Origin of the sequence: Thalassobacterium sedimentorum, from assembly GCF_031127905.1 — a bacterium.
Classification (GTDB): Bacteria; Verrucomicrobiota; Verrucomicrobiia; order Opitutales; family Coraliomargaritaceae; genus Thalassobacterium; species Thalassobacterium sedimentorum.
The window spans coordinates 143,732-163,863 of the sequence record NZ_JARXIC010000002.1; the positions used below are offsets into that span (position 1 = coordinate 143,732).

The following is a 20,132-nucleotide window of genomic DNA, read 5'->3' on the forward strand; positions in this document are numbered from 1 at the left end:
TAATCAAGATACGAAAATATGGAACGCATCGAAATCATCCTAGTCGCAATCATCATCCTAGGCGCGCTGCTGTATCTCTATAAAACATTTAAACCCAAGGGCAAAAATGGCGGCGGCTGCGGTTGCGGCACAGTCGACTGCAAAGTGCCCAAGCCCAATATTCAGACACCTAAAAAGCCGAACAAGTAAACTAGCATCCGCAGTTTATAACTACCGCTGGCTTAACCACAATGTGCTAAAGTGACAGCCGCTGTCTAAATTTAAGATAAATGTAGTCGACCTAGCCTCAATCACTCGGATCTTCAACACTCCGCGCTGGTAATTGACTTCCAAACTCCCTCAAAAAATCAGCTGATTCGCGAGGCCCAGGCCAGCGCCACCAACCCCATGGTCAGCAGTCCGACCCAGTATCGCTGCTGCTCGAGGTAGACAAATGCTCGCTGAAAAATTGCCCCAACGAAGCCCAATACCAAGCCACACAAAAAACCACTAATATGCGCCGCGACATCAACGATTCCATGTAGCGCACCATCACCAATTCCTGTAAGTCCAAGTAGAGTAATTCCACCAAAAACAGGCATGAACCAACGTGGCATCAACCAACTCTCCTGAGCCTCTGACAGCGCCACCCATAGCCCGACCCCAGTCAAAAGTCCTAAAGCACCAAAAACAGCCGTCGATGCACCAATAGAATAATGCGCTTCTGGATAATAAACCCAGGCGTTTAGCATATTGCCCAGCACACCACTGGTCAAAACCAAGAACCATCCCGATGCCGCTCCGAAAAAACGAGCGACAAAGAAAGCAAAGCCCATCCCTGCCACTAAATTGGAAACCAGGTGCACGAGATCACCGTGTAAACAAAGCGCTGTTAACGCGCGTGCCCATTCTCCATCAGCTACCATTGCGAGCGAATCGCTGCGCCCTTGCGATAAAACGTCGCCTCCCTGCTGCCACCGATAACAAAACACTAATAGGAGCGCATACAGCAGAAAGCTCAGATACCCAAAAGTGAATTCACGATAGCGGGTACCAGCGTATCGACGCGGGCTCGCGTCTAATTCCGAAATAGCACGCAACTCAGCAGCGACTGAGGTCGCATCAACTGCAGCCACACAGACGACATACTGCCCATCGTGCACGAGAGTCCAATACGCCTTCCCCATGGCAAGAATTGCCAAGCCCGCATCCCCAGCCGAAGCAAAGCTTCCATACACTGCCACCGGCACGAGGCCATCGGGCGCTTCAAAGCCTATCAAAGAAAACTCGCCCCTTACTGGATTATTTTTCAAACTCGCCATCGTAAGATCATGCTGCAAGCTATGTCCTACAATCAATCTATTAACTGAAACCCATTATGTTCAAAAAATTACTCCTCGGACTTCTTCTGATCGCGCTTGCCGCTGGTGCGGTAGTCTACTTTGTCCTTTCCGGTGGACTAAATAAGCAGATCAAAAACGCAGTCGAAACATATGGCCCCCGCGTCACGCAAACAGATGTCACGCTGGAGGACGTAAATCTCTCGATTCTATCAGGCAGTGGAACTCTAAAGGGTCTTAATGTAGGGAACCCGGAAGGCTATCAAAGTGAGCATATTTTTGCACTCGGGCAAATCGACTTAAAAATCGATACCAGTACGATTCTAGATCAAACCATTATCATCGACCATATTCTAATCAAGGCACCGGCCATCAGCTATGAGAAATCTCTAAGCTCTTCAAACGTCAAAGACTTGATGAACAATATCGAGGCATTTACAGGCCCCTCCAGCGGGCCCAGTCCCGATCCTGAACCCAGCACAGGCGCAAAGAAACAAGTCGTCATCAAAGAACTGCTCATTGAAGATGGCACGGTCTACGTAGGCGCACTGGGAGTCGGGCGCACCGTCACACTGCCTCGAATAGAAATGAATAATATTGGTGAAGGAGGCTCCATGACGATGGCTGAAGTCATGGACCTAGTCCTGACTAAATTGCTTCAGTCCATCGGCCCAGCGATCGCTGACGCTGGCGATCTACTCAAGGAGGGAGGCAAGGCTGCTCTGGACGCAGCGTCCAAACAAGCAACACAACAACTCGACGATGCTGCTAACGAAGCTGTCAACAAAGTCGGCGAAAGCCTAAAAGGCCTGCTAGGCAACTAGTATCCGGCTTCAGTCAGCATGAAGGCAATCATCTGGGGCTCTTGTGGCTCACTCCCCTCCCCGACTTCTTCGGCATCGATTCGCCAGAAAGTTAGGGACGCCATATGGGGAGCGCGTACAGAAAAATTTGAAAAGCGCGAGGATATCGACCGCTACCTCGAAACCTTACCGCACAGCGCGCGCGGCACCTACAAAGCGAATACTTCGTGTGTACAAATCGTAGCCGATACAGATGAATATATTTTCTGTGACGCAGGTACAGGGCTACGTGATTTTGCTCTCAGCTTAGGAAAAAAGCCCTCGGTTGCCACTTATCATATCTTCATCTCGCATTTGCATTGGGACCACATTCAGGGCTTCCCATTCTTCACTCCAGCCTACTTACCGGGGAACCGTATCATCTTTCACGGTTTCCATAAAGAAACTGAGCGAGCAATCCGTGCACAAATGCAAGCACCTTGCTTTCCAGTCCCCTTTGAAGCCATGCAGGCCACCATTGAATTTGATATCAAAGAGAACGGCGCAAACTTCAATGTGGGAAATGTCCACGTTTCAACCATAAAACAACAACACCCAGGCGACTCCTGGGGCTACTGCTTTCAGGAGAGAGAAAAACGTATCATCTTCTCCTCTGATTCAGAACATGGGCCTGAAGCACGTAATGCAGGCTACCCTTTCGTGGATTTTTTCAAAAACGCAGATGTACTCATTTTTGATGGACAATACACCTTCGAGGAGGCCACCAATGAAAAAAGGAACTGGGGTCATTCTGATCATATTACAGCAGTCGAACTCTCAGCCCGTGCAAAAGTGCGCCAACTTATCGTCTTCCATCACGAACCGGCCTATACCGACGCCGAAATTGAAGACATTCATAAAGACGCACTGAGTTATAGCGCCGAATACAATCAGCAATTATCCAACCACGCAAATAAACCGACTTACCCACAGCGTATCGAACTGGCCTTCGACGGCCTGGAGATTGAAGCCTAATCCTATTTTCACATGCCTAACACCACCGAAACTGAAAACCTCGCAAAGCGTAAAATCAGCAAAGCAGAAATCAACGAACTTCCACTCATCGCTTGGGAAGGCGAAATTCGAATACTGGAGGACATCGAAACAATGGAAACAGCGGTGGCCGAACTCATCACCGAATCCCACCTCGGATTTGACACGGAAACACGGCCTACTTTTAAAAAAGGTGAGTATTACCCACCCGCACTCATACAACTCGCGACCGAGCATTGTGTTTACCTCTTCCGCATCAGTAAAACAGAAAGTTTCGCCCCCCTCTTGCCAATACTCGAATCTCCCGACATTCTAAAGACAGGAGTCGCCATCAAAGATGATGTCAAAGAACTCCGAGCGATGGATGAATTCGCCCCCGCAGGCTTCGTTGAGATCGCAGATATCACACTCAAATTAGGTTACGAGAACCGTGGTTTACGTGCATTAGCGGGACTACTGCTCCAAGGACGCATCAGCAAAGCCGCACAAGTATCCAACTGGGCACGCGCTGAATTAGACCAAAAACAAATTCGATACGCAGCAACCGACGCCTGGATCAGTCGTGAAATCTATCGCAAAGCAATCGACGAGCGCGATGCCTAAAACATCTCCCGTAAAAGCAAAAACCAACTTGCTGTCAGCGCAAAAACCAAAAGTAAAGCCCCCAAAATTACCATCGTACGCGCAAACTTAGGATATGGTATGGCATTACTAACGCCAAAAAGTTTATTGCAGAGCGCATTTCGCAGTTCACGCTTACGTTCCTCAGAACTCGCAATCATAAAAATACCAAGCACTCCAGGTAGAATACAAATCACCATTTGTATAAGTAGTAGTGCGAAACTGAGGTTTAAAAGCTGCATAAAATTCGAATTTGTAAAAGAGCCTGCATGATACGAATTCTTGATTTTGCCAACTTTAAAATAACCGCATTGTTAATCTAAATTATAATTTAATTAACATTTGATTTTTCCGAACGTAGCGTCATTAGCTTATAGCCATGATTTCGTTCAAAAAAGGTTCTTCTCTCATTTTGACTGCCATTGCACTGCCGCTATTAGGCCAAACAGACACAGCGCAAATGCTGCCGACGCTCTACATCGATGCGCAGCAAACGGCGAATCTACTGCCGGTCGCCACCTATGAATCGCCCATCTCCAACTTGGAGTTTGAGCCGCGCGTGGATCTGCAATCGCGCGGAATGGCCGAAGCGCAAGGCGACGTCACCGTGCGGGGCGGGATTTTTGAAAATACGGGCTTCCGCGTGGGCAGTGCGACCTTGATCGACCCTCAAACGGGGCACTACTTCGCGGAACTACCCATCGCGCCGGAGATGCTCGACAGCGTGAAAGTGCTCACGGGCACCGAGAATGCGCTCTACGGCTTCAATAGTTCGGTCGGCACCCTCAGCTACAGCTGGAGCCAAATCAGCGACGGCGGCAGCCTGACAGTGGGCGGCGGCGACCACGATTTGAACTTTCAACGTATCCATCACGGCCAAACTGGCATGCTGGGCGAGAATGGTGACTGGAGCTGGGGCCTAGAAGCGGAAGTGTCGCGCTCTGAAAGCGATGGTACCATCGAATACGGCGACCACGACTTCAACCGTACGACGGGACGACTACAGATTCTAGGACCAAACTCGCAAACGGACTTCTTTGCGGGTTATCAATCAAAGTTCTTTGGCTGGCCGGAATTATATGCAGCCCCTTACGGAGCCAATGAAACGGAGAACCTGAAAACACGCCTCTTCATCATCAATCATCGACAAGAATACGACGAAAACAGCTACTGGGAGGCGACTGGCTACACGCGTCGCCACTCGGATCACTATGTCTTTAATCGTTTTTCTCCAGACGATGCCTACATCCACGAAACCGAAGTGCACGCATTCGCACTGGCCGGTAAGCACGCTTTTAGCTCTGTCTTCGCGCTGAACTACACCACGCAATTTACCGCCGACGAAATTGAATCGACGACTCTAGAACACAGCTTCACCTCGCGCAGCTATTTCAAAGCGAGTCTGATGCCAGAATATCGAATGCAGCTCAATGAGATCGACACGCTCACTGTCCGAGCAGGCGCCAGCTTCGACGATACCAATCGTAATCCGTCTTCTATTTCACCGGCCTTTGACATCACGTGGCAACGCACACACGGCAACGGAAATAGTGATAGTGCCTATCTCTCCTTCACAGAATCTAGCCAAGTCGCTGGCTACACAGCCATCGGCGGAAGAACTGCTTTCGGTCAATTATTTGCCAGCGATCCTGACCTGGACCGTGAGAGCAGCCAGAACTTAGAACTTGGCCTCAAACTCACACGTAATGATTGGAGCTTCGAAGGCGCAATTTTCTACCGTTGGGACGACGACCTCGTCGACTGGACTTATAGCAACCTCAGCCCCTCCGCTCGCACCGCTAACAATGTCGACCTAGAAACCTTCGGCGTCGAACTCATCGGCACCAAGCACTGGGGCAATGTCGAAGGCATTCTGAGCTACACGTTCCTGACTAAAGACGAAAACTACGGCGACGCGAATATTGATGCGAGTTTCTACGCGCTCAACTATGCAACGCACCGCGTCACCCTAGGTGCGATCTGGCGTCCAATCGATATGCTCGAAGTCCGCATCGACAACGAATGGCGCGAGAATGAAGATAATGCACTTCGCAATAGCAGCGACACTGCCCTCTTCACCAACCTGAGCCTGAGCCTCTATCCACCACAGATCGAAGACTTAGAGCTCTTCTTCGCCATCGACAACGCTTGGGATGACGACTTCGAAGACGTGCCCGGCACTCCTGGCCGCGGGGACCAATACTCCGCCGGTATGACTTACCGCTGGTGACTCGATTGCTCACTCTAAATCACATCAAAAAAACGGCGAGTGCTTCGTAGCACTCGCCATTTCTGTGTAAAATTTAGCGGCACTCCTAATACTGTCCGTTTTCTTGGCGTTCGAGTTCTGCCAACTCTTCCTGAGCCTTAGCAATCCGCTCCTGCGCTTCTTGAATGCGAAGCGCACGCGCCTGCGACTCCTCATAAGCCTTTTTCTTAGCGGCGAGTTCTGCTTCGACACGAGCAGCTTCACGCTCGGCAGCTGTGACATCCGCAGCGGTCGCCTTGCGTGCGATCTCGTCACGGATACGCTTCTCTTCTAAAGTTTTGATTTCGGACTCGAGCTTCTCCTGAGCCTGAACTTCTTGCTCATACTCATATTGGCGCTGTGCCTCCGCGGCCTGTAGCTCTTCTTGGCGCTTATCAATTTGATTTCCCCCGAGCCCGCCTAAGGCCCCACCAATCACGGCACCAGCCACGACATTTGCGTCGCCGCCATCGCCCATTTGAGCACCTGCAATCCCGCCGAGCACTGCGCCCGCCAAGATCCCGATATCACGTCCGCGATTCGGATTGTTCTGGCAACCCGTTGCAAAAATGAGAGCCAAGATTAAGATGGTAGAGGCAAAAAGTTTGTTCATAAAGCTATCAATAAGTGCCCTTGCAGAAATTGCAATGCACAGAATAATAAGACTTCCTCTCAATCTAAAGTTCCGAGCTATCTATGAGTCTACGAAATCCTGAACGCGGCCTCTTCTCTGTCAAAGGCCTCATTTTCACCCTTGGTTTGATCGCCTCCTTCATTTTTGTCGGCACTCTCTACGGACTCATTATACGCCCCGGGGCCAATCAGGCTGATCTGGCTAACAGCTATGGCGTCGATGTCGGCAGCTCTTTTTCCAGCCTATTCGTGATACTCAAAGACTATGAGCAGCAAATTTGTATCTCCCTCTTTCTCTGGGGGCTGATGATCCTGATCTATAAATTCATACTGCTTAACTACGAGGCCAAGACACTCGGCCGCTTCGCGCCCGAAAGCGAGGGGCTGGATACGGAGCCCGAAGTCGATCTACTGGCTGGCGCGCGCAGCATCACACGCGAGCGCGCAGGCACACTCTCTGCCGAGATTGATAGCAAGAGCCAACAGCACGACTTGCATAATAAGATCCTCCCCTACGTGATGGCGCGTGGACTCGAACGCTATCACATGACCGGCAGCGTGCCCGAAGCCACCGAAACTATCATGGGGCGACTTGAAGTGGCCTCCGAGCAACAAGAAAGCGAGCTCTCCATGCTCCGCTACCTCGTCTGGGCGATCCCTTCCATTGGTTTCATAGGCACCGTGCGCGGGATCGGCGTGGCACTGCAGCGCGCTGACGAAGCGCTACAAGGCGACATTTCCGGCGTCACCAGTGCGCTGGGCGTGGCCTTCAACTCCACCCTGGTGGCCCTCTTCATTAGCATCGTACTAATGCTGCTCATACATCTGCTACAAGGCGGCCAGGAAGGCTTGATTCTGCGTCTACAAACCTTCTGCCGCGAGCAACTGATCGATAAACTCTACGACCGCGAAGAAACCGCTATCCGTGAGCAGCAGACCGAGGATAAAGAGCAGAACTCAGCCAGCCAAGACGAAGCAAGGAACGAACGTTAAACCTCAGCCCACCGCCCAAGCACTTAAACTAGAGATTATTTCCCGTGAAACGTCGCCGCGAAACACAGAGCTCCGCACTCTCTTTTATGGACTGCATATGCTGCGGTTTCGGGGCCGTGCTCTTGCTTTTCATTCTCACGGCAAAGGCGCAAATCACCGATAGCCAGGAACAGGCCACTCAATCGCAAGCGGCCGCCGAAACACTGCAGGCCGCCATTCGCGAAACTGAAGCGAAGCAAAAGGCACTGGAAAAAGAGATCGAGGCTCTGGATCCGCAACCAGACAGCAACGCGACCAGCGTCGCTCAATTGGCCGCCGAACAAGAACGCCTCGCTAAAGCGATTGAAGCACAGGCCGAAGCCCTCGCAGCACTGGAATCCGAGGCCGACCCCAGCGAAGAGCCCGCGGCACTCGATCGCCCCTCTGCCGACAATAGCTACCTCTCAGGCCTACGCTTACGCGCCCCGCGTGCGGTCATTCTACTCGAAAGCTCCGGCAGCATGCTGGCAGAAGATGCCAACAGCGCCGTGAAAATCATCCAACAAGGCCGCGGCAGCAACGCCCCCAAATGGCTCCGCAGTAAAGCCGCCGTGCGCGCCGTGCTAGCAGCCATCCCCAAAGGCACCCAAGTGGCGATCTTTGCCATGGCTGAAAATACCCAAGCACTCTCCGGTAGCCCACAAAATCCTTACATCGATCCCTACGATAACAACGCCCTGCTCTCCTGCTTGGATCGCCTCGACAAACTCCAAGCCAGCGGGGGCGCAGACCTCGCCAAAGCCCTGCAAACCGTCAACCAACTCCAGCAACGCGCCAGCAGTTTACTACTGATCGGCGACGGACTCCCCAGCGCTCCGGCGCCCAGCAACGGAGCCCTCAGCGAAGCCGACCGGGTGCAACTCTTCAACCGCGCCATGGCCCAGCAATTTACCTATCCCTTCAACACCATCCTCTTCCCCTTCGAAGGCGATCCCTCCGCGGCAGGCCTATTCTGGAAACTCAGCGGCCGCACCGGAGGCATCACCCTCATCCCCGACAACGACTGGCCGGCCGCGCACTAACGCTAGCGCAATGACGGATGGCGGATGGCGGATGGCGGATGGCGGATGAATAATAACTGACATCATTTATCCCCCATCATTCATCACCCATCCCCCATCATTCATCATTCATCATTCATCATTCATCATTCATCCCCCATCCATAAATGATTAAACGCCGCCCCATCGAGGTTTTCAGCCTCTCATTTCTCGACTGCCTCTGCTGTGGCTTCGGGGCGATCCTGCTATTGTTCATCCTCTCGATCGGCTCAGGACCGCACGGCGTCGAAAGTGAAATCGACGTGCCCACCCTAAAGTCCATGCAAGCACAGCTCGCCATGCTGGAAGCCGATGTCGCTGAAAAGGCCGCCTTGCTGGAAGCCGCCATTCATAGCGAACAAACGAGCGCCGAGCGTGAACGCATCCTTTCCCTCATTCAAGAACTGGAGTCCCAACTCGCCGACTTACAACAAGAGTATGACAGCCGCAAGGCCAACCTCAGCACTGCCGCGCAAGCCGCCTCCGAGGCCAATCGCTTACTGCAAAGCTTTAAACACGAAGACCTCCCCCCCATTGGACTGCCAGCCGAAGCCACCCACGTCGCCTTCGTCATCGATACCTCCGGTAGTATGCGCAACCAAATGACCGCTCAATTGCACTACAGCGTGATTGACCAAATCCGAGAACTCTTGGACAGCCTGCCCGAGGTGCGCAGCATCCAGTTCCTCGATTCCAGCGGTAATTATATGATCGGCAACCGCGCAGGCTTTTGGCTGCCCGACACCTCTGGCCTGCGACAACAAGCCTTGAAGCAAATCCTCAATTATCGAGTCGCCAGCGTCAGCGATCCCGAACCCGGTCTACGCCGTGCCATACGCGATCTCAAGCCCAGCCTCAAAGCCGACGATTCCATGAGCATTTATTTCATCGGCGACGACTTTCGCGGCTCGACCCAGAGCCTCCTCATCCAGCTCGACCGCCTCAACCCACGCAATCCCGCCACTGGCAAGCGCCCCGTATCCATCAGCGCCATAGGATTCCCCACTCTCATCAACCCCTTCCGACTCGGCGCCGCACAAGGCAACGAGCGCTACGCCAATATCATGCGCGAAATCGCCGAAGCCCACGACGGCGTGCTGATCTTAAAGCCGAGCCTTTAGGAATCCACTTCGGTCAAATCCCCCGTCACGTAGCGGTGCAAGACGCTCGATACCAGCGTTTGATACGGCATACCGTAGCGATTCGCTTTTTTTTGCAAAGCACTCAAGTCGCGCGACGAAATACGAATATTGATCCGTTTATCTTTGTTGTAGGTCTGCTGTGCAGCCTCTTTCAGCAGCGCAGCCTCTCGATCGCTAGGTGCCCTTGCGGCATTTAAAATATCATCCTCAGCCTCAAGCAGTTCTTTTTCGTAATTATCTTCTTTCATCGCTTTTCCTCCAAGTAATGTTTCGTCGCTTTCCGACCCGGTATAATTGTTTTCAAGAATAAACCCGAGTCATTCTCAACATACGGCACCATATAGAAATAGTCATTCATACGGACATACATGATTCTCTGATTCGGATATTTCTCAACATTCGGGTGATCTGAAAGTGCCAAGACATCACCTTGACTAATGTGATAAATAACATCCTGAAAACTCACTCCACGTTCTCGACGAAGTAGAGAATCTTTTTCATCAGACCAATCGAACATCATTACACCTTTGCGAATGTGTGCCTTTTGTCAACACAAGCATCTCAATTGCCCTTAAAATCTAAAAGATCCTAGGCCCACACTTTACAGCATCCCAATTTCGGCCGAATCTGTTTAGGTGGACGTCCTAGAAACAGCTTTGACCATACCCGACCTGTGGCAACAACAGGCGGTCAACTTGCTGCGCGCGCAGCACGACGTCATTGTGGATGCCCCCACGGGTGCGGGCAAAACCTTCATTTTCGAACATCTGGTCGAACGCGCCTTTCCCGGCAAAGCGGTCTTCACCGTGCCCACCCGTGCACTGGCCAACGATAAATTCTGTGAGTGGCAAGCCAAGGGCTGGCGCGTCGGGATCGAGACAGGCGACGTCAGCTATCAAAGCGACGCTCCGATCGTGATCGCCACCCTGGAAACGCAAAAACGCGCCCTGATGACCGGGCGTGGTCCGCGCCTACTGGTAATCGACGAATACCAAATGGTGGGCGACCATGCCCGCGGCGTGAACTATGAGCTAGCACTCGCCATGGCCCCGCCTGACACCCAATTACTACTACTCAGCGGCAGCGTGGCCAATCCCCGAGACATCGAAGCTTGGCTACAAGGCTGCGGCCGCACCGTCGCCACCGTGCGCCATCGTGAACGCCCGGTCCCATTGGACGAGATTCACCTCGACGCCCTGCCCGAGCAACTGCCCAAGAACATCCATGGCCGCTGGCCACGCTATATCGCGCGCGCACTCGCGGCCGGCCTCGGCCCCGTCTTGATCTTCGCTCCCCGTCGCAAGGCAGCCGAAAGCCTCGCCCGCAGCCTGGCCGCCGCCCTGCCCGAGCCCGACACCATCGTGCTCACACCCGAACAAAAGGCCCTCGCCGGCAACGAGCTGGCTCGCACCCTCAAGCAGCGCATCGCGTTTCACCACAGTGGCATGAGCTACGCACAACGCGCCGCGCTGGTCGAGCCACTCGCCAAGGCCAACCAGTTAAAAGTCATCGTCGCCACCACGGGGCTCGCCGCCGGCATCAACTTTGCCATGCGCTCGGTGCTGGTGCTGGATCGCGAATACCGGGTCGCCGAAGCGCATCGACACCTGCGCCCCGATGAGCTGCTACAGATGTTCGGCCGCGCCGGACGCCGCGGCCTCGACGATCGCGGCAGCGTGTTGTTCACCGGTAATGCCCCCCGACTCAACGAAGCCAAAGCCCTACGCCTGCAACGCGAAGGCAACGTCGATTGGCCCTCCCTACTCACAGTCATTCAAACCGCAGTCGAAGATGGCAAGCAACCCTTGCAAGCCACCCGCGAGTTAACCGCCCGCCTTTTCGCCCGCGAGCCCATCCAGCTGGGCTTGGACGACTTTCTGCACCAGCGCAAAAGCAAAGCCCACCCCACCAGCACCCTCAATCACGAACAATCCCTGTCCGGCGGAGTGATTACAGAATTCAAGAACAGCGAAGGTATTTGGGAACGCAAACGAGCCCCCATCCTGTTCAAACTCAAAGACAGCTGGTACCTCGATCGCGGCAGCTGGCGCCCGGGACTCAGCAGCCCCAAAATCGTCGCCAGCCTGCGCATCGGCACCATCTGTAAATTCGGCACCGGCAAAGACCGCCGCTACGGCCTGGAAGTGCCCCTCGCCACCTTCCCCCAAACCCGTGACGACAACCGGCTCAGCCTGAGTAAGTGGCTGCGTAAGGCACTGCGCGAACAAGAGCGCCACCAGGGCAAAACACCCAACATTCCCAAGCTCTGGACACTGGAAAAAATCGAGCGCCGCATCGTGCCCAATCTCGCTTCACTCACTCGCGGCGGACGTTCCGTGCAGCTCGGCGAGCGTAACGGCAGCCTCTACGCACAACTCGATTACAGCGAAGGTGAAATCTACGCGCTCAAAGACCTCAGCGGCAAAGGCCTACTCAATCCCATCGAGCGCAAACGCGAAATCACCGGCAGCCACCCCAACAATCAACATTCTCCCCACTCCCCACCTTGTCACGGCGTAGCAAAGCGAAGACAGATCTCCACTTCCCAGTCCGCGCAGCGGCCCCACTCCACCCCACGCAGCGTCGCCGAACAATGGCATGCACTCGGTCTCATCGACCATCGCGCCCACCCCACCCGACGCGGGATTATCTTTTCTTTCTTCAATCACGGCGAAGGCCTCGCGGTGGCCGCCGCCCTCGAAGCCAAGCACTACCCGATCGAAGAACTTGTTTACGATCTCGCCAATTTGCGGGCCGGGCACCGCTTCAACGCACTCGCCCTTGCCGGTCGCCCGCTGACCGCCTTCTGCCAGGAAGCCTACGGCTTGCGCAGCATCCCCGGCTACCTAAGGCGCGGCGTGCCCGAAGACTACGGCGAAGGCGCCAGCGAAATCCTGTATAACATCGAGCACAAAAGCAGCCATGCCGCCGCCTACATCGACGACGAGCTCAGCCAAGGCGACATCGAACGCGCCCGCCTGGAATGGCGCAGCCTACGCTTGCACATCGCACACGCCCCCGACTACGAATGGGACCGCTGGCTCAAATTAAAAGAAACATGCATCCAATCCCTAGCCAACGACCGCCCCAGTCTCCCCTTTGAAAACCTGCCTCCACTCACACGACAACAGCGCCAAAGATAACTTCCTTACGAGCGTAGATAGACCCGACAGAGCTCCAGCAGCAACTCAGCCGCCATCAAACGAAGAAGTCACCACAGGCTCAACCTGAAGGTTCCGAAACGAGCGTAAATCCCCCCACTCCGCACAACGCATCGGATAGTCATCCCGTTTACGTTCCAAACCATGACTCTCTCGCAGACCAGTGGCCAGCTCTTTCAAAAACGAAGCCGAACCAATCGCAGTACCCGCCGTGAAATAGCGCACCCGTAGCCGCAACACATCTGACAAAGGCAGCTTACCATGATTCTCAATCACCCGCTGGGCCACCACAGGGTCAATCCGCCCATAATCTTTGCCCACAGCCCCCTTACTTTGGTAGCCCTTACCGTATAAAATCAAATTATACGAAGGCAGCACCGCCTTCCACGCAGCCGACAAACAAAACACCCGCTCATACCCACGTCGCGCCTCACGATTGCCTCCAATCGCACGCCCATAGCTGCTAAAGTGATAGTCCGCAGGGTCCGCAACCAAGCCCGCCCGCACTGGATTCAAATCAATATATGCCGCCACCGTTGAAAGCGCCTCCGCCGAGGCCTCCACAATCACACTGTGGAAACGATCCGACCAAATCGTCCCCTTATTCTGATGACGATAATTATACCAAATTCCAAAACGCTGTTTCAACTCTCGTACAAAAGCCGACAAATCATGCATCCGAGCCAACAAGCGCTCACGCACAGCTTGGCCCGCCTCCCCATTCACTTCAAGAAGCCTGGCCAGCATACCCGGCAGCGGAGCCGAAGGCGGGCAATGCCCCTCCGAATAAAGCAGCCGATAACGCCGAAGCAATTCACTGTCAGAGACATTCACATCTGAAGGCACAGAGACCAACAAATGAAAATGATTCCCCATCACGCAATAGGCTAAAACATCCACCCCACAAAAGCCCGCCTGCTTGCGAAGAATTTTAAGAAACACAGCCTTCGCCTCATCATCGAAAAGGAACTGTCCACAGGCCGTCCGACTCGTCACATGGTAGACCCCCACTGATCCCTGCACCAAATGCCTCCCCCGAAAACGTCCCTGCATCATAAATCCCATATCAAAAGCCTAAAACCTCAATTACAGCTGACAAGTTTATTTATTTTAAATACCCTGTGTAATATATAATAATTTACTTTTTCAAGCATAGCACGGTTACCTCGAAAAACTAAACCAGTTAGGAAGCAAGCACTACCGCTCCTTCTTTTTACTGTATTTCTCTCCTTTTGATTTCAGCTCACGACGATGACGACGACCGACTGTGATCTGATGCTTTTTTTTACGCTGACTCAAACGCTCTAATTCGAAGTCGAGTTTTAGATAATTAATAAAGCGCTCCTTGCTGAGTGTGCCCGCTGCGATGGCGGCCTGAACGGCACAGCCTTTATCAGAGCCATGCTTACAATCTTTAAATTTACACTGTGCTGCGATGGCATCGAAATCAGCGAAGCTGGCCTTGAGGCTTTTGGCATCGGTCCACATGTGAACTTCGCGAATTCCGGGGTTATCGATCAACATGCCGCCCCTTCTAAGGCAAAGTAACTCGCGCGCAGTGGTGGTGTGGGTGCCTTTTCCGGTAACGGCATTGACATCGCCAGTCCACAGCCAGTCCTGACCAATTAGTTGATTGATGAGAGACGACTTCCCTACACCACTGGACCCTATCAGTGCAATCGTAACTCCGGGTTGAAGGTAATGTCGAATCGCATCCACACCCGACTGGTCAATCGCTGAGGTAATCGCAACTTCAACGTCGGGGTTGAGCGCACGCAATGCATCGGCTGCCAATTGATTGGCTTCATCAGAATGTAGGTCGGCTTTATTAATCAACGCCACTGAACGTGCGCCGCTGCGCTGCATCACTTCAAAATAACGCTCCATACGACGCTCGTTGAAATCTTGCCCGGCATCAGTCACGACAAAGACGATATCAACGTTAGCAGCGATGACTTGCTCTTCCGTTCCTTTACCAGGGGCTTTGCGTGAGAGACAGGTTTGACGCTCTAAACGTGCACGGATCACAGCATCGTATTCATTCTCATCTGCACCCATTTCGAGAGCAACCCAGTCGCCGACTGAAGGAAGGGCGGCATCCGTTTCAGCCGCATGATATACGCTCCCCCCCAGCGAGACTTCGATCTCTTCGCCTCCCTCAAGCACCGCTCCATAAGAGATTTTATTATCGCGAATCAAACGCGCAGGCACCCAGCCCTGCTGTAAACAGTCTACAAATTCCGCCGCAAAGCGGTCGTTCCATCCTAGGTCTTCAAGTGTCATTTCGGCAGAATACTAAGTGCTTACGTCCGCAGCACAAACATTCTATTCGTAGGGACACGACAAGCCAACTCTCTCAGATTGCGAATCAAAAACAAATAAAGATGGGAGATAAAACCACAGATTCATGGAATTCACATAGAGCAAACGCTCCAACCAATAAACGCTAGCTATGTTTATCATCTGCGGTAAAACATAAGCAGGAGTATACTAAGATTACGATTATGACGCGAAAATTCTGCTAGCTCTGGCTCCAGCCATTCTCAAATCACGCCCCTACGTTTTAATTGCTGTGTTTATGCGTCGCATCAACCCGACATTTTGTTTTCCTACGGGATATGCCTACTTTTCAATCACTGGGACTTTCAGATGCACTCGTTGCCGAACTCGCGCGACTCCACATCCACACACCTTCAGACATTCAGACACAAGCCTACGCCACTCTCAGCGCACACAAGAATGCTTGGCTCAGTGCACCTACAGGTAGCGGTAAAACGTTGGCCTATCTACTCCCGTTATTAAACCAACTGGATGTGGTCGCAACAGACTTACAAGTCATGATCTTAGCGCCGACCCAGGAGTTGGCGGTTCAAATACACGACAGTATTCGTCAATTGGATGCAACCGGGAAACTTGCTATTCGTAGTCAACTCTTGATCGGCAACGCATCAGCTAAACGTCAAAAAGAAAAGTTAAAGAAAAAGCCTCATATCATTGTTGGTTCTTGCGGCCGCATGCTGGAATTAGCCAACAGTGGCAAACTGAAACTACATAAGTGCCAAGCCGTTTGCATCGACGAAGCGGACAATCTGCTCGCTGAAGACCACATCGAAGACCTTGAAGCATTGCTCAAAAAGATGCCGCGCGACCGGCAGCTGATCTTCGCCTCCGCCACGGTAAAGAGCGACACCTTTCGAAACGCCGAATTTATTGGTAAATCGGTGCAATGGATCAGTGGCCAGGCGATCGCATCTGACACAGAGATCGAACATGTCTATATCGAGTCTAGCTTTCACCGCAAGATCGACACTTTGGGCAAGTTATTGCGACACTTGCAGCCAGAGTGTGCCCTCATCTTCACCCACCGCAATGTCACCGCCGAAGAGGTTGACGGGGGACTGGAAAAATACGACCTATCGCACACAGTATTGCACGGCGACATGAGTAAATTCGATCGTCAAATGGCCATGAAGCAATTTCGCAAAGGCACCGCAAGGGTTCTGATCGCTTCCGACATCGCCGCCCGAGGCTTGGATATCAAAGGTCTAACACACATTATTAATTTCGACCTCCCCAGCCAATCGGACGACTACCTACACCGTGCCGGACGCACCGGACGTATGGGCGCAGTCGGCACGGCGATCTCCATCGTCACCGACCAGGAACTCCGACTCATACAACGCTACGAGCGCGACTTATGCATCACAATAAATATGCTCAAACCAATCACTTGAATTGCCAAGAGTCGGCAACTCTCATTCTGCCAGATTAAAGCGAAATCGTGCAATCGGACGGCAAGCGGAAGATGGCACATGCACCGACGCGTTTTGAAACGCTGATTGAACCAACATGAAGTTTCCATATTTAACTGAGAGTACAAAACCTACGCTCACTGAATTTCCCAGAAATCAGGACTTAGCATCAGAATAATACAGAACGCAATTTGGCCCCCGCATCGCATAAGTCTAGATTTGGGCGCCGCTTTATCTTGCTCCCAGAGCTACCAGAACCAGCTAGGAGCAATATAATAGATCTTCACGAGCAAACACACCTACTCAGCCTAGTAAATTCTTAATATCGTCTAAACTCACCTTGGAATTGGCTGCTTCGGACTCCTCAAAAAGTTCTTTTAGAATTTCAGCCTTCTGAGCCTGCAATTCCAAAACCTTCTCTTCGACGGTGTTCGCTGCGATGAGTTTGATACTGGTGACAACCTTAGTCTGACCAATACGATGAGCCCGGTCTGTCGCTTGAGCCTCTGCAGCTGGATTCCACCAAGGATCGTAATGCAGTACAGTGTCCGCTCCGGTCAAATTCAGGCCAGTGCCTCCGGCTTTCAGTGAGATCAAGAACACAGGAATACTTTCATCCTGATTGAATTCATCACAAATCGCCAAACGATTCTTAGTTTTGCCATCCAAGTAACAAAACTTGTGGCCTTTTTTCTCTAAATGCTCTGACAGCAGCTTAAGTGCAGTCACAAAGCTGGAGAACACTAAAATACGGCTTCCGGCGTCCAGACACTCGTCCAACACTTCGTCAAAAGCAGCGAGTTTCGCAGAATCCTTTTCAGGAAAATCTTCATCTAAAATGCGCGGATCGACACAGGCCTGACGCAGTCGTAGTAACTCTGTAAAAGCTGCAAACTGAACGCGTCCCGCATTGGCTCCAGACATTTCAAGATTGAAAATATCACGTCGGGTTTTCTCTAGGGTTTCTTGATAAAAACGCTGCTGCTTGCCACCAAGCTCGCAGAAGAAAGTCTTCTCAATCTTATCAGGCAGTTCAGGTGCAACTTCTTTCTTAGAACGACGCAGGATGTAGGCGGCGGCACGCTCTGCCTGCCGCTTATTATGCCATGCTTTATCATCTTGCGACAACTTCCCGGCAGGCTTTTGCAAGTAACCTGGCATTAAGAAACTAAATAGAGAAAGCAGGTCATCCAACGAATTCTCCACAGGCGTGCCGGTCAACAGGAAACGCCCATCTGCATGAAGGCTCATTAAAGTCTTAGCATTCTGACTCCGACGGTTTTTAATATGCTGCGCCTCGTCACCGATAACAACGCACCAATCCATCGTGCTCAGCAATTCCGCATCCTGACGGAGTGTGCCATATGAAGTAATAATGAGATCGTACTCCTCCAGAACCACTGGCTCCTTAGCTCGTCGCGGACCATGGTGCTTCAAAGTTTTCAGATTAGGCGTAAAGCGAGCGGTCTCACGCTGCCAATTCTCTACCAGACTAGCGGGACACACAACTAATGCCGGATGCCGAGCCACTGAAATATCCAATTCACCCGTATCCTGCTTCCGAATACACTCAATCAATGCAAGTGCTTGCAGAGTTTTCCCCAAGCCCATTTCGTCGGCGAGAACCCCTCCGAGCTGATGACGATACAGGTGCCACAGCCAAGCCACACCAATCCTCTGATAAGTGCGCAATATCGCATCGAAGCCAGGTCGCACCGGAGCCGCTTCCAGCGCACCGACTTCCTTTAGAGCACGGCTACGCGACTGCCAAGCTTGAGGCGGCTGCCAGCCTTCACACAACTCATCTAGCAGATCCTCTACATCACTTAAATCCTGTGTATCAAGGCGCTTGGAAAAAGTCGGCGTAAAAGGACGATCCGCCTGACCGCTGATCGCCCGTTCAATCTCATGCAACTGCTCAACAGATTGACTATCCAACAGGGTAATTCCTCCATCGATAGACTCTACATAATTCTTACCACTAGCCAGTGCACGTCGCAGCTCAGTTTCATCCGTTTGTTGACTAAGACTGATGTCCAGTGCAAATTTACCAGCATCCTCACGCGCCTTCACATCTAAAGCAGAGATTTCAACCTCTTTAAACTTAGCCTGAAAATTTTCAGTAAACTCAGCCCCCCATTCGACCTGGAGGGCCTTCCAATGAGTCGCGAGAAAATTAAGCGTCTTATGCCGATCACGCAACCACCACTTACGATTACTGGGCTCGAGCATAAAGCCCTCCGCTTTTAAAATCCGTCGCAGCGGCTGCACCGAATCCGCATCCCCTGCTGGCATGCGAATCGCAATATAATGAGTAGAGCCATCCACCACAATCCGACTCGTCGAATACCCCTCCATGGAATCAGCCACCGCACTCGCGACCGGATAGTCCTCTTTACTAGTTTTCCACAATTTCGGACGTTTAGCCTCGGCAATACGACGTAGATTAGGACGGGACTTCTCGCGCAGGCTGATATCCGAGCGAAATCGCTGCCGCGGCGGCTCTGGATCCAAGGCAACCGGTTCAGACTCCGATGCCGCCCCCTCGACCGAGACCTCGGGCTCAGCTTGCCCAAGAAATTCATAGACACCCGGCAAGGTCCCCTCAACCCATGCGATGGGTGCATTTGGTTTTTTAACCCAATAAACGACCGGTTCTCCCTTAAGCGTATCCAAAAGTCTGCGTAATTGACCGCCAGTCAGCTGCATGATGCTTGATAGCTTCCCCCCACACCAGGATTCCACCAGTTTTAGCACGGCGACTTGCTTCGGCACGACTGTGTATTTTTGCCGTGGGTTCAACTTATTTAATGGCAGAATTTCCCTCCCTGCTGCACCATCGAGCTTCAGAACTATGGCACCTCGCTGAGCTGCAGCTTCTAGGTTTGGCGGTAAAAAGACCAACACTCTCAAAGGGATGCCGCCTTCACCCAGCTTAATAGAGCGCACCCGTGGCAACTTAGGCTGCTCACGTGGCGCAGCCTCAGGCTCTGGTGCGGCTGCCAAAGATTCGGCGACTTGCGCGTGCTTCGCTTCTTCACGAAGCGCCTGGTAGTGCAACGCAGTTGCCAAGACATGCACACAAACCTTACGTTTGCGTCCATCTGGGCAGCTACAGCTACTCTCCGCAAATACCGTAGAACGCAGATTTAGCTCTGGAGTGAACTGACCATCTCCCCCATTGACAAGTCCTTTTAAAACCGGACTGTCCCACTCCGCCGATTCAACAGCGTGGGATTCAAAGAGTTTTTCAGCTGCACGGAAGACGATGCCGCCACCTAGATCGATCAAAAAATCGCGGTCAAATTTCGGTGCTGGTTTAGATGCAAATGCCATAAAGGCAGTGAAT

Annotated in this window: 17 protein-coding genes; 10 read left to right on the top strand and 7 right to left on the bottom strand. The window is 52.4% G+C overall.

The window, feature by feature from the left end; all coding sequences use genetic code 11:
- The first annotated feature begins 18 nt into the window (after positions 1–18).
- Positions 19–189: a FeoB-associated Cys-rich membrane protein gene (locus QEH59_RS01625; protein WP_308983618.1), complete on the top strand. Its 171-nt coding sequence runs from the start codon at positions 19–21 to the stop codon at positions 187–189.
- A gap of 158 nt (positions 190–347) precedes the next feature.
- Here the strand turns inward: QEH59_RS01625 and QEH59_RS01630 are convergent, their stop codons facing one another.
- Complete coding sequence (locus tag QEH59_RS01630; protein ID WP_308983619.1) at positions 348–1,319, bottom strand: rhomboid family intramembrane serine protease; 972 nt, start codon at positions 1,317–1,319, stop codon at positions 348–350.
- A 38-nt stretch (positions 1,320–1,357) separates the two neighbouring features.
- Between QEH59_RS01630 and QEH59_RS01635 the strand changes: the two genes are divergently transcribed.
- From QEH59_RS01635 to QEH59_RS01645, 3 genes are read left to right on the top strand one after another with little or no spacing between them, the layout of a single operon-like run.
- Entirely contained in the window at positions 1,358–2,143 is a 786-nt protein-coding gene (locus QEH59_RS01635) for an AsmA family protein (protein WP_308983620.1), read from the top strand.
- Positions 2,144–2,161: 18 nt separating this feature from the next.
- Positions 2,162–3,136 (top strand): MBL fold metallo-hydrolase, encoded by a 975-nt coding sequence (locus tag QEH59_RS01640; RefSeq protein ID WP_308983621.1) that lies wholly within the window; start codon positions 2,162–2,164, stop codon positions 3,134–3,136.
- 12 nt (positions 3,137–3,148) lie between these two features.
- Positions 3,149–3,757, top strand: a complete 609-nt coding sequence (locus tag QEH59_RS01645) for a 3'-5' exonuclease (protein WP_308983622.1) — start codon at positions 3,149–3,151, stop codon at positions 3,755–3,757.
- On the opposite strand, the gene QEH59_RS01650 is transcribed toward QEH59_RS01645, so the two are convergent.
- Positions 3,754–4,017: a hypothetical protein gene (locus QEH59_RS01650; protein WP_308983623.1), complete on the bottom strand. Its 264-nt coding sequence runs from the start codon at positions 4,015–4,017 to the stop codon at positions 3,754–3,756. The genes QEH59_RS01645 and QEH59_RS01650 overlap by 4 nt on opposite strands.
- 137 nt (positions 4,018–4,154) lie before the next feature.
- Here QEH59_RS01650 and QEH59_RS01655 point away from each other — a divergent pair, with 137 nt between their 5' ends.
- Positions 4,155–6,005, top strand: coding sequence for a TonB-dependent receptor plug domain-containing protein (locus QEH59_RS01655; protein WP_308983624.1), 1,851 nt, complete (start codon positions 4,155–4,157; stop codon positions 6,003–6,005).
- A gap of 85 nt (positions 6,006–6,090) precedes the next feature.
- On the opposite strand, the gene QEH59_RS01660 is transcribed toward QEH59_RS01655, so the two are convergent.
- Positions 6,091–6,636 (bottom strand): glycine zipper 2TM domain-containing protein, encoded by a 546-nt coding sequence (locus QEH59_RS01660; protein WP_308983625.1) that lies wholly within the window; start codon positions 6,634–6,636, stop codon positions 6,091–6,093.
- 83 nt (positions 6,637–6,719) lie between these two features.
- Here QEH59_RS01660 and QEH59_RS01665 point away from each other — a divergent pair, with 83 nt between their 5' ends.
- From QEH59_RS01665 to QEH59_RS01675, 3 genes are all read left to right on the top strand, one after another.
- Complete coding sequence (locus QEH59_RS01665; protein WP_308983626.1) at positions 6,720–7,649, top strand: MotA/TolQ/ExbB proton channel family protein; 930 nt, start codon at positions 6,720–6,722, stop codon at positions 7,647–7,649.
- A 44-nt stretch (positions 7,650–7,693) separates the two neighbouring features.
- Complete coding sequence (locus QEH59_RS01670) at positions 7,694–8,710, top strand: vWA domain-containing protein (RefSeq protein ID WP_308983627.1); 1,017 nt, start codon at positions 7,694–7,696, stop codon at positions 8,708–8,710.
- A 146-nt stretch (positions 8,711–8,856) separates the two neighbouring features.
- Positions 8,857–9,849, top strand: a complete 993-nt coding sequence (locus QEH59_RS01675; protein ID WP_308949859.1) for a vWA domain-containing protein — start codon at positions 8,857–8,859, stop codon at positions 9,847–9,849.
- On the opposite strand, the gene QEH59_RS01680 is transcribed toward QEH59_RS01675, so the two are convergent.
- A complete protein-coding gene (locus tag QEH59_RS01680) occupies positions 9,846–10,118 on the bottom strand; it encodes a hypothetical protein (RefSeq protein ID WP_308983628.1) in 273 nt (90 codons plus the stop codon). The two genes, QEH59_RS01675 and QEH59_RS01680, sit on opposite strands and share 4 nt — an antisense overlap.
- Before the next feature lie 408 nt (positions 10,119–10,526).
- On the opposite strand from QEH59_RS01680, the gene QEH59_RS01685 reads away from it, so the two are divergent.
- Positions 10,527–13,013 carry a DEAD/DEAH box helicase gene (locus QEH59_RS01685; RefSeq protein ID WP_308983629.1) on the top strand — a complete coding sequence of 829 codons (2,487 nt, stop codon included), beginning with the start codon at positions 10,527–10,529 and terminating at the stop codon, positions 13,011–13,013.
- Positions 13,014–13,058: 45 nt separating this feature from the next.
- Here QEH59_RS01685 and QEH59_RS01690 read toward each other — a convergent pair whose 3' ends face one another.
- Both QEH59_RS01690 and rsgA read right to left on the bottom strand, forming a co-directional pair.
- Positions 13,059–14,096, bottom strand: a complete 1,038-nt coding sequence (locus tag QEH59_RS01690; RefSeq protein ID WP_308983630.1) for a transposase — start codon at positions 14,094–14,096, stop codon at positions 13,059–13,061.
- 132 nt (positions 14,097–14,228) lie between these two features.
- Positions 14,229–15,314, bottom strand: coding sequence for a ribosome small subunit-dependent GTPase A (gene rsgA / locus QEH59_RS01695; RefSeq protein WP_308983631.1), 1,086 nt, complete (start codon positions 15,312–15,314; stop codon positions 14,229–14,231).
- Between the two features lie 335 nt (positions 15,315–15,649).
- Here rsgA and QEH59_RS01700 point away from each other — a divergent pair, with 335 nt between their 5' ends.
- Positions 15,650–16,765: a DEAD/DEAH box helicase gene (locus QEH59_RS01700; RefSeq protein WP_308983632.1), complete on the top strand. Its 1,116-nt coding sequence runs from the start codon at positions 15,650–15,652 to the stop codon at positions 16,763–16,765.
- Between the two features lie 321 nt (positions 16,766–17,086).
- Here the strand turns inward: QEH59_RS01700 and QEH59_RS01705 are convergent, their stop codons facing one another.
- Positions 17,087–20,119 (bottom strand): DEAD/DEAH box helicase, encoded by a 3,033-nt coding sequence (locus QEH59_RS01705; RefSeq protein ID WP_308983633.1) that lies wholly within the window; start codon positions 20,117–20,119, stop codon positions 17,087–17,089.
- Positions 20,120–20,132: the final 13 nt, after the last annotated feature.

Bases quoted from the DNA above. Each gene is read 5' to 3' on its own strand.
- QEH59_RS01625 (WP_308983618.1), top strand. From the start codon at position 19: ATGGAACGCATCGAAATCATCCTAGTCGCAATCATCATCCTAGGCGCG.
- QEH59_RS01635 (WP_308983620.1), top strand. From the start codon at position 1,358: ATGTTCAAAAAATTACTCCTCGGACTTCTTCTGATCGCGCTTGCCGCT.
- QEH59_RS01640 (WP_308983621.1), top strand. From the start codon at position 2,162: ATGAAGGCAATCATCTGGGGCTCTTGTGGCTCACTCCCCTCCCCGACT.
- QEH59_RS01645 (WP_308983622.1), top strand. From the start codon at position 3,149: ATGCCTAACACCACCGAAACTGAAAACCTCGCAAAGCGTAAAATCAGC.
- QEH59_RS01650 (WP_308983623.1), bottom strand. From the start codon at position 4,017: ATGCAGCTTTTAAACCTCAGTTTCGCACTACTACTTATACAAATGGTG.
- QEH59_RS01655 (WP_308983624.1), top strand. From the start codon at position 4,155: ATGATTTCGTTCAAAAAAGGTTCTTCTCTCATTTTGACTGCCATTGCA.
- QEH59_RS01660 (WP_308983625.1), bottom strand. From the start codon at position 6,636: ATGAACAAACTTTTTGCCTCTACCATCTTAATCTTGGCTCTCATTTTT.
- QEH59_RS01665 (WP_308983626.1), top strand. From the start codon at position 6,720: ATGAGTCTACGAAATCCTGAACGCGGCCTCTTCTCTGTCAAAGGCCTC.
- QEH59_RS01675 (WP_308949859.1), top strand. From the start codon at position 8,857: ATGATTAAACGCCGCCCCATCGAGGTTTTCAGCCTCTCATTTCTCGAC.
- QEH59_RS01680 (WP_308983628.1), bottom strand. From the start codon at position 10,118: ATGAAAGAAGATAATTACGAAAAAGAACTGCTTGAGGCTGAGGATGAT.
- QEH59_RS01690 (WP_308983630.1), bottom strand. From the start codon at position 14,096: ATGGGATTTATGATGCAGGGACGTTTTCGGGGGAGGCATTTGGTGCAG.
- rsgA (WP_308983631.1), bottom strand. From the start codon at position 15,314: ATGACACTTGAAGACCTAGGATGGAACGACCGCTTTGCGGCGGAATTT.
- QEH59_RS01700 (WP_308983632.1), top strand. From the start codon at position 15,650: ATGCCTACTTTTCAATCACTGGGACTTTCAGATGCACTCGTTGCCGAA.
- QEH59_RS01705 (WP_308983633.1), bottom strand. From the start codon at position 20,119: ATGGCATTTGCATCTAAACCAGCACCGAAATTTGACCGCGATTTTTTG.